Raw genomic sequence first — 13,372 nt, 5'->3', positions numbered from 1 at the left:
AGCTTTTGTGACTTTTACGATTGAATAGTGATAGTTTTAACTTAAAAAACCGGTGGTTTGAAAATATGGGTTAGAAACAGGAAAGAATAGGCTGTTTCGTAAGTGAAATTAAAACTGAAAAACGGACGTCTTTCCGTAGTATTGATCGCTGTAGTTTCAGGAAGAATATAAGTATCTAGTATTTTCTGTCCTGAGTTTTTGAGTTTCTGAAAAGGGGAAGATTCTGAGTCATTGGTTTTAGCCAATTCTTTACTCAGATAACATTTTCCATTACAGTGAATCTCCGGTCTGTTTTTATTAATACAGAGAACTTTAGCGATATAATCATAATTTACAGCATACTCTACTACGGGCACCAAAGGTCTTAGCACCATGTAACAAGTAAAAAGTATGCTGTAAAATAATTTCATCAGATTATTTCTTGCTTAGAGCTTCGTCATATCTTCTGCTGATTTCTTTCCAGTTGGTAACATTCCAGATTGCGGTAAGATAATCTGCTCTTTTATTCTGATATTTTAAATAGTAGGCATGTTCCCAGACATCAATTCCGAAGATAGGAGTTCCTTTTTCTTCTACGACATCCATCAGAGGGTTGTCCTGATTTGGCGTTGAGGAAACGAATAGTCTTCCGTTTTTATCTACAGAAAGCCATGCCCAACCGGAACCGAAACGGTCTGCTCCTGCTTTTGCCATTTTTTCTTTAAAAGCATCCATACTTCCGAAAGTTTCATTGATTGCTTTTGCCAATTTTGCAGAAGGCTGTGTATTTTTCTGAGGCGTAAGAACCGTCCAGAACAACTCGTGGTTATAATGCCCTCCAGCATTATTTCTTACTGCCGCAGGCAATTTTGATACATTGGAAAGAATCTGAAACAACGTTTCTTTTTCCTGTGGAGTTCCTGCAATAGCTTTATTTAAATTGGCTGTATAACCTGCACCGTGCTTCGAATAATGGATTTCCATAGTCTGTGCATCAATAGAGCCTTCCAGTGCATTATAAGCATATGGCAGAGGGGTCTGCTTAAACTGAGCCAGTGCAAACTGAGCCGCAAAAACTGCACTTAAGGCAGCTATTTTCATAATCTTCATAACTTTTTTGTTTATGGTTGAACAATGTTTTATTTTTAAGCTGGAAGATGGGAGATGGAAGCTGGAAGTAATCAATGTCATAACATCAATTCATCACTTCTATTTATCTTTACAGCCATCTCAAAAATCGCCAGCGCTGCATCGTCTGGAATAACTTCCAGCTTCCGGCTTCCCTCTTCTCTATTTTAATAATTTCTTAATATCCTCAATCAGGATTTCCCTGTCCGGATGGTATTTTCCCGTCAGCATAGGTTTTTTACCTTCCGGATCTTCATAATTTAATCCTGAGTAATAAAGGATCGGCATATTTTCTTTATTATATCTGCACCGGATGTTTCCTTGCTGATCTACCAGAGCAATCATTCCGCTGTGATTCAGGCTTTCTCCTTCGTCTTCTTTATCACCAACGTAGATATTAAATTTATCTGCGAGATCACCAATATAGGTACGGTCCCCGGTCAGGAAATGCCAGTTCGGGGATTTAGCCCCTATTCTTTCAGAATGTTCTTTCAGTGTTGCAGGAGTATCATTTTCCGGATCAATACTGATGGAGATAATACCGAAGCCGGGATCGTTGATCTGATTCTGGATCGCCTTCATATTGGTATTCATCACCGGACATATGGTAGGGCATTTGCTGTAAAAAAACTCAACGAGATATACTTTTCCCAGCATGTCTTTATTGGTAATTTTTTTACTATTCTGATCTGTAAGTTCAAAGTCCGGAACTTTCATCACGGTATAAAGATTCTTTTTAAAATAGCCCATTCCTACCCCTATTCCAAGGAAAAGCAATGCAAATACCGCAATGGGTATGATTACTTTACTTTTATTTGTGGTCTTCTTATTTTTGGGCATATTTCTCAGGACTTTTTTTAAATTCACCTTTGCAGTACACACTGCAAAAACCGTACGTTTTATTTTTATATACCGCAGTATCTTTAAGAGATCCGGCAGTTTTCATGTGGCAGATAGGATCTTCTTCGTTCACTACCTGTACATTTTCTATTTTCTTCCCTGAGGAGTCCATGTGGCTTGCATGCTTTACCTTAGGCGTTTCTTTCGCACATGACAGTAATGAGATCGACAGCACAGCAGCCGAAATAATGAGAGATTTCATTTTAATCTTAAATTGAAATTTATAATGTTAAAAATTTGTAACACAAAGACACGAGCTTAAACTTACGAAATGGTTAAGTCTGAAAAACACAGAACTTCTTAAAAAGAACTATGTATTCTGTACAGCTTGCAATTGTTATTGTAGACATGCGGCGTGCCTTTTATGATGTATTGGTGGATGTTTATGAAAACTTCAACCAATAAACTAAAAATATAGTTTAAAATAAAATTAAGCTAAAGGAGGATGAAATATCCTTGAAAAATATTCTGAAGAATGAGAATTAAAGTAGCTTGAATCCGGAACCTCTGTCACTAATTCTGAGTTCAGCTGTGTGGAAAATGAAAGAATATCATGAGAGATAAAGACATCTAGCCCTGCAATCTTTATGGTTTGAGAGCTATTGGACTGTTTTTCTGTTTTGGCCAGTTCTTTTTCCACATAGCATTTCCCGTTACAGGTTGATTGCGGTACATTTCTGTTCTCACAAAGGTTTTTAACAATATAATCATAGTTCACGGCATAGTTTACCAGTGGCAAAACAGGACGTAATGCAATGGTAAAAATGATGAATATGGAAAGTATTATCCTCAATGATGTATTCTCTGTTACAAATATACTACTTCAAAATTGTTTTATAACAGATTTATGATGAATGTCATTATGGTTATCTACTGTTACCTATAAAAATAACAAAACTGTGCCTGTCACCGGTATTATATTATTCCGAACTTTGAGTAAGACTTTAGACCTAAATAAAAATTTAGTTCTTTATATACAATTTAATCTTGTTGATAAAAGCTTTGCTGATGTTTTTGGCAGAGCTTTTTTTATGTTTTGTTGGGTAGACGCAAAGACGCAAGTTTTTTCAATGTTTACTGTTTTAAGGCACAAAGATTTTATCTCCGATAAAATTGAATACTCGTTTGATTTCTCTTTGTAGAGATTCCTACGAAATGACAAGCTGTGTGTATTATTTTTGTAATAGCTGCAATTGTCAGCCATATAGTTTAATCATATAGTTTATACAGAAAGTAAAGGCTGTCCCTTTGTCAATCCGTAGGAGTCTCAACTGCATAATACAGATTTATACGGAATGGCTGACATGATATGTAATTAAAAACAAAGCCCTGCTGAAAATTCAGCAAAGCTTTATTAAATATAATTGAGTTGTGTTTATTATTTGCTTCTTAAAATTTCATTCTCTGAATCCTTACCGCATTTAAAATGGCAAGCAGCGCTACTCCTACATCTGCAAAAACAGCTTCCCACATGGTTGCCAGCCCTCCGGCTCCAAGAACAAGAACAACTGCTTTTACCGCAAAGGCAAGAATAATATTCTGCCAAACTATCTTTTTTGTTTGTTTCCCGATATTGATTGCCATTGGAATTTTACTCGGCTTATCATCCTGAATGACGACGTCTGCTGTTTCAATAGTGGCATCACTTCCCAATCCTCCCATTGCAATTCCTACATCACTTAAAGCAACTACCGGAGCATCATTTACTCCATCTCCTACGAAAGCTACGGTTTGGTTTTTAGCTTTGATTTCTTTAACCTTATTGACTTTATCTTCAGGCAGCAGATCGCCAAAAGCGTTATCAATACTCAGCTGTTCTGCTACATATTTCACAACAGTACCTTTGTCACCGCTCAGCATTGTTGCCTTAACATTCATTTTATGCAGCTTGTCTACAGTTTCTTTGGCATCTTCTTTTATACTGTCTGCAATCGTGATATAGCCTGCAAATTTTTTATCATATGCTACCGCAATTAGCGTGTAGACAATATTGGTATGGTTGAGATCATAACTGATATTGAATTTATCCATCAGCTTAAAATTCCCTACCAGAAGTTCTTTACCGTTAATGGTTGCTTTCAGTCCGTGACCGGCAATTTCTTCAACATTTTCCAGAGGAATAGAATGATTGATATCTCCTACAAAATTATGAATGGCCGTTGCAACCGGGTGTGTACTTTTACTTTCAAGGACATTTACCATCTGGAGGATTTCTTCTTTATTAAATTCAGGGCTTATGCTTACTTCCTGAACTTTGAACACTCCTTCTGTCATCGTTCCTGTTTTATCCATCACTACATTCTGAATTTCTGCAATGCTGTCCAGGAAATTACTTCCTTTAAATAAGATCCCGTTTCGGCTGGCTGCCCCAATTCCTCCGAAATATCCTAACGGAATTGAGATCACAAGCGCACAAGGACAAGAAATCACAAGGAAAATCAATGCTCTGTACAGCCAGTCTCTGAACTGATAATCGTTCACAAAGAAGTACGGCAATAAGCAGATTCCTATGGCAAGAAATACCACAATAGGAGTATATACTTTGGCAAATTTCCTGATGAACAATTCTGTCGGTGCTTTCTGCGCTGTAGCATTCTGAACGAGTTCGAGAATTTTACTCAGTTTGCTGTCTTCGTAGGCTGTATTAACTTTTACCAGAGCAATACTGTTCATGTTAATCATCCCGGCAAGAACTACTTCTCCTTTATTTTTGGTGTCGGGTTTACTTTCTCCCGTTAAAGCTGCAGTGTTAAATGAAGCCGAATCTGACAGCAATTCGCCATCCAATGCCAGCTTCTCACCTGGTTTCAGCTGTATAATGTCTCCAATTTTAGCTTCTTTAGCCTTTATGGTCTTTGGCTGGTTGTTTTCCATTACCGTTACCTCATCAGGACGCTGGTCCAATAATGCCTTTATGTTTCCTTTGGCTCTGGTGACTGCCATAGACTGGAATACTTCTCCTACCGCATAAAACAGCATCACCGCTACTCCTTCAGGATATTCTCTGATGGCAAAAGCACCAATGGTTGCAATACTCATCAGAAAGAATTCTGAGAATACATCTCCCTTAATGATACTTTTATAAGCATCTTTCAATACCGGAAACCCTACGGGAATGTAAGCCGCCAGATACCAGACCAAACGCACCCAGCCTGTAAACCATGCTGGTTTTATATAGTTATCAAAGGCAATTCCCAATAATAAGATCACAAAGGATATAATAGCCGGAAGAAACATCTGAAAGACCGTTTGATCTCCTGAATCATGAGAGTGATCATGGCCATCGTGGTCATGTCCGTCTCCTTCTTCATGGTCATGTTTGTGCCCTTTTGTATCGGGTTTTTCCGGGGTTGTACTACAGCATTTTTCCATAACTGATATTTTTATACAAATGTAAAGATGAGAATGATGCAATGCTATTGCAAACTTTCAAGACAGTTTTCACAGATTCCTTTGGCAAACAGCCTTATTTCGTCAATCCTGAAATTGGTCTGTATGTTTTCAGGAAAGGAAATATCTTCTTTGCAGGTGGTTTGCTTGCAAATCTTACAGTAGAAATGCAGATGCCAGTCTTTATGTGTTTTTTCATCGCAATCATCTTCACACAGTTTGTATTTCGTAGTGGTATTTTCCTGAATGCTGTGAACAATTCCTTTTTCTTCAAAGGTTTTCAATGTTCTGTAAATGGTAATTCGGTCAGCATTGTCAAAATGATTTTCTATTTCAGAAAGGGATAGAGCCGCTTCCTGAGAACTTAAGAAATCATATACCAGAATCCTCATACTGGTAGGTTTGGTATTTTTATCAATGAGTTTGTGTTCTATATCTTTTTTCATTATACTCTTTTAAATGGTTACAGATGGACTTCATTTTCTTCATAGCCTTCTTCTTCTATCTGAAAAGTGGTATGACTTATTTTAAAATTATTCACAGTAGTATCCTTCAATATTTTTAATAACTGATTCTGTGAATATCCGTTCTCTTTTACAACATGTACGCTCATCGCATTCACACTGGATGTTAGCGACCATACATGCAGATCATGAACATCTTTCACACCAGGAGTTTTCTCCAATGATTCACGAAGTTCATGGATATCAACATCTTTTGGAGTTCCTTCCAGCAGAACATTAATGGCTTCTTTCAGGAGTCTCCATGTTCTCGGGAAGATCAGTAGTCCGATGGCAGCTGAAATTAAAGGATCAGCATAGTACCAGCCGGTTGTCAGCATAATTATTCCGGCAATCATTACTCCTACAGAAGTAAGCATATCTGAAAGGACTTCAAAATAAGCACCTTTCATATTAAGACTGCTTTCTGAATCTTTTCTCAGGATTACCATTCCGACGATATTGACAATCAACCCAATTCCTGCTACAATCAGCATTGATTTACTTTGTACTTCAGGCGGATTCTGAAACCGCTGATAAGCTTCAAATAAAACATAGACTGAAATTCCCAGCAATACAACAGCATTGATTACTGCTGCCAATATTTCTGTACGGTAATATCCATATGTTTTGGAAGGATCTGCTTTTCTTTCTCCTATTTTAATGGCTATAAATGCCAACAATAATCCTACCACATCGGTCAGCATATGAGCTGCATCGGCCAGCAGCGCAAGACTGTTGGTTACTATTCCTCCTATTACCTCAGCAATGAGATAAGTTCCGCTAAGGCAGAGTACAATGAGCAGGTTCTTTTTATGCCGGCTCCCTGCAGAAACTGTTTGTGTTGGTATATTTTCCATAGGGTGTATGGTTATTTACATTTCATAATAAGATGTATTCTCTTTTTTGGGCGGAACATTCTGCTCTCCCATCATCTGTCTGATATTGATTTCTATAGTTTGCGCCAGAGAAGTCATCGGAGTATCTACAGGACCATTCTCAAAAGGATCCTGCATAATGATGGATGTTTTTTCAATCGCAATGAAAGTCACCGGAACCAGAAAAGTCACTGCAATTTCTACCAACAGCTGTGAATCATCAAGTCCAAACGGAAGGATGGCCGCAAAAACATAGATCAGAATATGTACTAAAACACTGTAAGAACGTGGAAAAACTGTATTCTTCAATCTTTCACATTTTCCCATACTGTCGCAGAGTCTTGTGAGGATATCATTCAGCTGCATCTGCTGAAAATCCGTTAATCCTTTCGAAGCTGCAATTTCTTTCAGTTGTCTGGAGTGTTCGTCCAGAATTGCATTGGGAATATTGACAGCTTTGATCTGATGTTTATCCAGATATTGCTGAACTTTTTCAGAAAATGGTAGTTTTCTCAGAGATTCTCCAAGAGCATAGTTCCAGATGATCTGTCTTTCTGCGAATTCTTTGATTATTTTATCATTACCTGCCGGCATAAACTGGATAATCAGTCTTACAAAAGTTCGGGAATCATTTACAATAGCTCCCCAGACTGTTCTGGCTTCCCACCATCTTTCATAGGACTGGGAAGTACGGAACGCCAGCAGCAATGATACCGCTGTTCCCAATAATGCCGGAATATTCAAAGGCAGTGAGATTTTGCGGAACCATGGCAATTCGTCCAAAAGACCAATGGCTATAGCAAATATTCCGATCAGCAGAATTTGGGTTTTTATTTCACGGATGAAATACCAGACTGATATTTTTTTGTTTAGTAACATAATCAGGTCATTTATTAAAAATTCGGTGAGATACTCTTTACTTTTTCCTGCCGTTTTTAAATTCCGTAAACAGCTCTAATGTAAGGATAAAAATCGACATTTTACGGGTTCCGGCTGCTTTCATTAATGTTCGTGCTCCCCGGAATTTACCAGTTTTGCGTTCACAAAAAAGGCTCCTTTCACTACAATTTTTGCATTGTCAGGAATATTTCCCACTGGAGTTATCGCAGTATATCCCATATCCGTTGTTCCTTTTACTATTTCTATTTTTTCAAAGTTTAAGGTTTTCGGATGTGGTTTTCCTTTTTCCTCATGTTCTTCTTCTACTTTTTTATCAGTCTGAATAAACACATAATACTTCCCGTCTGCTTCTACAATGGCTTCTGTAGGGACGGCTGGTGTTGTACTTTTATCAAGGCTTACAATTCCCGTAATATTCATTCCATCGATCAGTCCGGATTTGTTTCCAATCACTTCGCAATGCATAGAAATGGTTTTACTTTCGTTCTCAAAAGAAGATCCTATGCTGTAAATTTTTGCATCATATTCAGTTTCCGGATTGTTGGTCAGTTTAAAATGAACAATCTGCCCTACCCTCATTTTAGGAAGGTCTTTTTCAAATACCTGAAGATCAAGATGAATAGAACCGTTATCAATGACTGTTGCCACCGGAGAAGAAATATCAACATAGCTTCCTATCTGTGCAGTAATACTGCTGATTGTTCCACTGATAGGTGCTGTGATCACAAGACCGGATTTCATATTGCCATTGCTGACTTTTCCCGGGCTTATTCCCATCATCTGAAGCTGTTTCAAAAGAGAAGCTCTTTTTGTTCTTAATGTTTTAAGTTCTGCATCGGCACTCTGAAGGTTTTTCTTCGCCCCTGCATCATTATCAAAAAGTTCTCTCTGTCTTCTGTATTCCTGCTCTGCATAGGTAATTCTGCTGTTGGTGGTAAGATAATCCTCCTGAAGCTGGATGTATTCCGGGTTAGCAATAGTAGCAATTACCTGCCCTTTTTTTACAATACTTCCTACCTGAATATTTATGGTTTTAATAATTCCACCATAAAGAGATGTGATGGTAGCCTTATTGCTGTTGGGTACACTCAGCAAACCATTTGCTTTTATCGTAGAAGTAAGTTCTTTCATTTCTACAGTTCCCAAAGCAACTCCTACAGATTTCATTTGTTCTTCTGTAAGAGAAGCTATGTTTTGGGGCTCTTCGTCATGGCCTTTTTCGGACTGCTCAGTTTTTACATCAGCATTTTCCGTTTCTTTTTCCTGTTTTCCGCAGCTTATGATCGACAGGGCCGTGACTGCAAGATATATGATATTGTGTTTTAGTTTCATGTTATTTATTGATGATTGAATTAATAGTAACGACAGATTGGTTTACCTGCTGGATAGATTCCAGGTATTTTAACTGAATATTGGTGGCAGTCTGCAGGGCAAAAAGATATTCTACATAGGAAATTTCGCCTGTTTTATATCCTAATTGTGCTGCTTTTACAATTTTTTCAGCGTTAGGAAGCGCCTGACCTGTGTAATATTCATATTGCTGGATATCCTGCTGATATTGGCTAAAAGCATTTTCCAATTGTGCAGAAAGCTGTTTTTGCTGCATTTTAGCATTGGTTTCAGCAACCTGCCTTTCATATTCCAATGCCTGGATTCTTGCTTTTGTAGCTCCAAATGTCAACGGAATCGCTACTCCTACTGTTGCTGACTGAAAACGCTTTCCGGAATTATAAAAATTCTCCTGCCCGTTGATGGTATGGAAACCTATCAACGATTGATTGGTATATCCCAGACTGAAATCGGGAAGCCCAAGCGATTTTTCAACTTTTTTGTTTTTTTCGGCAATTTCCATTTGCTGATAAAAAGCTTTTACAGCAGGATTGTTGGCAACAACTGTACTGTCGAGTACACTTTCCGCTTTCAGAGGAATATAGTCTTTATTAAACGGGACTTCAATATCTTCTGAAGTGTTCATAAGGGTTTTTAAATTCTTATACGCATTGTTCAGAAAGACTTCATTTTGTCTGAGCAGCAGATCAATTTCTCCTTTTTGTGTTTCTGCAGTACTGATTTCAATCTTTTTGATATCGCCTGCTTTGAATCTCACGGAAGCAATTCTTATAAATTCCTCATAGTATTGGGCCAGGCTGGTCAGCTCGGCTTTATTATATTGGAGATATTCAATCTGATAATAGTAGGTACGCACCTGTTTTATCAGTTCATTCGCTGTGATTTCCTTATCAATCTGTTTGCTTTTAATATTCTCATTGATTAAGTCTTTTCTTGCTTTAAATAGTGTTGGAAAAGGAATACTTTGTGAGATTGCAAATGACTGGTCAAATTTCGGACTGTTGTATTGCCCAAGCTGAGCTTCAAAACTTAACTTAGGAAGTTCTTTTGCCGTAGGTCTTAATGCTTCAGCGGATTTAATGCTTAAGTCTTTTGACTGCAAAGTCAGATTATTATTCAAAGCCTGCTCTACTGCCTGTTCTACAGAAACCGTTCTGGACTGTGCTTTGAAGGTCTGTCCCAGCATCATAAACCCTACGACAAGGATCGCAGTATACATTCCTGTATTATTCTTTTTTCTTTTCAAAATCTTTGTGTTAAAAATGATGTACAGCATCGGCAAAACAAATAGCGTAAGGAAAGTTGCTGTTACCAAACCTCCGATCACTACTGTAGCAAGAGGTTTCTGTACTTCTGCTCCTGCTCCGGTGGAAATAGCCATCGGTAAGAATCCTAACGAAGCTACTGTAGCGGTCATTAATACAGGTCTTAATCTGGTTTTTGTTCCTTCAAATACTCTTTTCAGAATATCGGTTTCACCCTCTTTTTCTAATTGGTTGAATGTCCCGATCAAAACAATTCCGTTCAGTACTGCTACCCCGAAAAGTGCAATAAACCCGATTCCGGCACTGATACTGAATGGCATATCTCTTAATAAAAGCGCAAATATTCCACCTATAGCACTCATAGGAATCGCAGTAAAGATCAATGCAGCCTGTTTAAATGAGCGGAATGTAAAATACAGCAGCATAAAAATAAGAAGCAACGATACGGGAACAGCAATCATCAGACGCTTGCTCGCTTCCTGCAGATTTTCAAACTGCCCTCCATAGGTGAAGTAGTATCCGGAAGGAAGTTTCATTTTATCCAGTTTTGCCTGAATATCTTTCACCACACTTTCCACATCCCTGTCTTTCACATTGAATCCGATCACAATTCTACGCTTTCCCTGTTCACGGCTGATCTGTGCCGGTCCAAGTTTGTAGCTAATATTAGCCACCTGCGATAATGGAATCTGTGCTCCGCTGGCAGATGTAATCATCAGGTTATTCACGTCTGAAATGTCTGTTCTGTGAAGACTGTCGAGACGAACTACCAGGTCAAAGCGTCTCTCATTTTCAAAGACCTGACCCGCAGCTTTTCCGGCAAAGGCCGTGCTTACTGCATTATTGACATCTTCGATATTCAATCCATAATTGGCAATTCTTGTTCTGTCATACTGTACATTGATCTGCGGAAGACCACTCACTCTTTCAATCTGAGGAGCTGTAGCCCCATCAACAGTCTGAATGACTTTCCCAACTTTATCTGCATATATGGCAAGAGAATCAAGGTTTTCCCCGAAGATCTTTACGGCAACATCCTGTCTGATTCCGGTCATCAGCTCATTGAAACGCATCTGGATAGGTTGATTTTTTTCAAAGAATACTCCAGGAATCGTTTCCAGTTTTTCACTGATCTCATCAGCCAGTTCATTATAAGATTTTTTGGTTTTCCATTCGCTTTGTGGTTTTAACACAACAATCATATCGGTTGCTTCAGGTGGCATTGGGTCTGTAGGTACCTCAGCAGAACCTGTTTTACCGACGACCATTTTCACCTCATCAAACTGTTTGATAATTCTTGATGCCTGCATGGAGGTTTCTATACTCTGACTCAATGAGCTACCCTGCGGTAAAATACAGTGGAAAGCAAAATCTCCTTCCTGCAGCTGCGGGATAAACTCCCCACCCATATTTTTAAAGATAAAAGCAGAGATAAGAAAGACTACAGCAGTTGCGGAAACAATGATATATTTTACTTTGATTGCTTTCTGCAATAATGGCTGATAGATCTTCTGCAGGCGGTTCATCATTTTATCAGAGAAAGTTTCTTTATGGGATATTTTCTTGGATAAAAACAGGGCACTCATCATCGGAATGTAGGTTAGTGACAGAATCAATGCTCCCAGAATGGCAAATCCTACTGTTTTAGCCATTGGAGTAAACATTTTTCCTTCTACGCCGGCCAATGTAAGAATCGGAATGTATACAATAAGGATGATGATTTCTCCAAAAGCGGCACTGCTTCTGATTTTTGATGCAGAAAGGAATACTTCTTCATCCATTTCGGACTGCGTCAAAGCGCGGACAGATTTTCTGACACCCAAATGATGTAAAGTAGCTTCTACAATAATTACCGCTCCGTCTACAATCAATCCGAAGTCTATAGCTCCAAGACTCATCAGATTGGCACTTACCCCAAAAACGTTCATCATTCCCAAAGCAAACAATAAGGAAAGCGGAATGGCCGAAGCCACGATAAGTCCTGCTCTCAGGTTTCCAAGAAAAATCACCAGAACGAAAATAACGATCAGGGCTCCTTCGATGAGGTTTTTCTCTACAGTATTGATTGCCCTATCTACCAAATCTGTTCTGTCAAGGAATGGTTCTATCACCACATCATCCGGAAGAGATTTCTGAATGGTGGGAATTTTTGCTTTAATATTGCTTACTACTTCATTACTGTTGGCCCCTTTAAGCATCATCACCACACCACCTACAGCATCTACTTTTCCGTCATATGTTAATGCCCCGTAACGAACGGCGCTGCCTAAACGGACATCGGCAACATCCTTTATAAAAATCGGGACGCTCCCTGTTTCATTTTTAACAGCAATGTTTTTGATATCCTCAAGTGAAGTTACCAAACCAATTCCACGGATGAAATAGGCGTTGGGCTTTTTATCAATATAAGCTCCTCCGGTATTTTGATTATTTTTTTCAAGTGCTGTAAAAATTTCGGTGATGCTGGTTCCCATTGCTTTTAAACGATTGGGATCAATAGCGACTTCATACTGTTTTAATTCACCTCCGAAACTATTGATTTCCGCCACTCCCGGCGTTCCGTTCAGCTGTCTTCGGACAATCCAGTCCTGCATGGTACGAAGTTCCTTGGCATTGTATTTCTTCTCGCTTCCTTTTTTAGGGTGAAGAATATACTGATACACTTCTCCAAGGCCCGTACTTACGGGAGCAAGTTCAGGAGTTCCTACTCCTTTGGGAATTTCTTCCACTGCATTTTTCAGCTGTTCATTAATGAGCTGTCTCGCAAAGTACACATCTACATTTTCTTTGAACACCACGGTAATTACAGAGAGGCCGAATCTTGAAATACTTCTTGTCTCCTGAATATCGGGAACATTGGCAATGCTCTGTTCAATTGGAAAGGTAACCAGCTGTTCCACTTCCTGTCCTGCCAATGTAGGACATACGGTAATAATCTGTACCTGGTTATTGGTAATATCCGGTACAGCATCTATCGGTAATCTGGTGGCACTCCATGTTCCCCAGATGATCAGCACCAGGGTCATCAATCCAATGATCACCTTGTTTTTGATACTGAATTTTATAATTTTATCTAACACGA

General features: G+C 38.7%; 11 protein-coding genes. All 11 read right to left on the bottom strand.

All coding sequences use genetic code 11. The features are described from left to right. Nucleotides 1-41: 41 nt before the first annotated feature. The 11 genes from EL165_RS18005 to EL165_RS17955 all read right to left on the bottom strand — a co-directional run bounded on the left by EL165_RS18005 (nucleotide 42) and on the right by EL165_RS17955 (nucleotide 13,370). On the bottom strand, nucleotides 42-410 hold the full coding sequence (locus tag EL165_RS18005) for a hypothetical protein (protein WP_041461976.1): 369 nt from the start codon (nucleotides 408-410) through the stop codon (nucleotides 42-44). A 4-nt stretch (nucleotides 411-414) separates the two neighbouring features. Then, nucleotides 415-1,089: a superoxide dismutase gene (locus EL165_RS18000; protein ID WP_002983042.1), complete on the bottom strand. Its 675-nt coding sequence runs from the start codon at nucleotides 1,087-1,089 to the stop codon at nucleotides 415-417. A gap of 180 nt (nucleotides 1,090-1,269) precedes the next feature. Then, nucleotides 1,270-1,947 (bottom strand): SCO family protein, encoded by a 678-nt coding sequence (locus tag EL165_RS17995; protein WP_002983036.1) that lies wholly within the window; start codon nucleotides 1,945-1,947, stop codon nucleotides 1,270-1,272. Then, the gene (locus EL165_RS17990) at nucleotides 1,934-2,209 is read right to left on the bottom strand and encodes a YHS domain-containing protein (RefSeq protein ID WP_002983034.1); all 276 of its coding nucleotides are present in this window, start codon (nucleotides 2,207-2,209) and stop codon (nucleotides 1,934-1,936) included. Before EL165_RS17990 ends, EL165_RS17995 begins: the two co-directional genes overlap by 14 nt. Before the next feature lie 228 nt (nucleotides 2,210-2,437). Then, a complete protein-coding gene (locus EL165_RS17985; RefSeq protein WP_002983032.1) occupies nucleotides 2,438-2,800 on the bottom strand; it encodes a hypothetical protein in 363 nt (120 codons plus the stop codon). A 596-nt stretch (nucleotides 2,801-3,396) separates the two neighbouring features. After that, on the bottom strand, nucleotides 3,397-5,379 hold the full coding sequence (locus EL165_RS17980) for a heavy metal translocating P-type ATPase (RefSeq protein WP_002983027.1): 1,983 nt from the start codon (nucleotides 5,377-5,379) through the stop codon (nucleotides 3,397-3,399). A gap of 44 nt (nucleotides 5,380-5,423) precedes the next feature. Further along, nucleotides 5,424-5,843, bottom strand: a complete 420-nt coding sequence (locus tag EL165_RS17975) for a Fur family transcriptional regulator (RefSeq protein WP_002983024.1) — start codon at nucleotides 5,841-5,843, stop codon at nucleotides 5,424-5,426. Nucleotides 5,844-5,860: 17 nt separating this feature from the next. Beyond that, nucleotides 5,861-6,757: a cation diffusion facilitator family transporter gene (locus EL165_RS17970; RefSeq protein WP_002983020.1), complete on the bottom strand. Its 897-nt coding sequence runs from the start codon at nucleotides 6,755-6,757 to the stop codon at nucleotides 5,861-5,863. A gap of 15 nt (nucleotides 6,758-6,772) precedes the next feature. After that, nucleotides 6,773-7,654: a bestrophin family protein gene (locus EL165_RS17965; RefSeq protein WP_002983017.1), complete on the bottom strand. Its 882-nt coding sequence runs from the start codon at nucleotides 7,652-7,654 to the stop codon at nucleotides 6,773-6,775. Nucleotides 7,655-7,777: 123 nt separating this feature from the next. Beyond that, nucleotides 7,778-9,007 carry an efflux RND transporter periplasmic adaptor subunit gene (locus EL165_RS17960; protein ID WP_002983014.1) on the bottom strand — a complete coding sequence of 410 codons (1,230 nt, stop codon included), beginning with the start codon at nucleotides 9,005-9,007 and terminating at the stop codon, nucleotides 7,778-7,780. A gap of 1 nt (nucleotide 9,008) precedes the next feature. Continuing rightward, nucleotides 9,009-13,370: a CusA/CzcA family heavy metal efflux RND transporter gene (locus tag EL165_RS17955; RefSeq protein ID WP_002983012.1), complete on the bottom strand. Its 4,362-nt coding sequence runs from the start codon at nucleotides 13,368-13,370 to the stop codon at nucleotides 9,009-9,011. Nucleotides 13,371-13,372: the final 2 nt, after the last annotated feature.

Source organism: Chryseobacterium gleum (assembly GCF_900636535.1).
Taxonomy (GTDB): Bacteria; Bacteroidota; Bacteroidia; order Flavobacteriales; family Weeksellaceae; genus Chryseobacterium; species Chryseobacterium gleum.
This window is presented reverse-complemented; position numbering and strand designations above follow the sequence as displayed.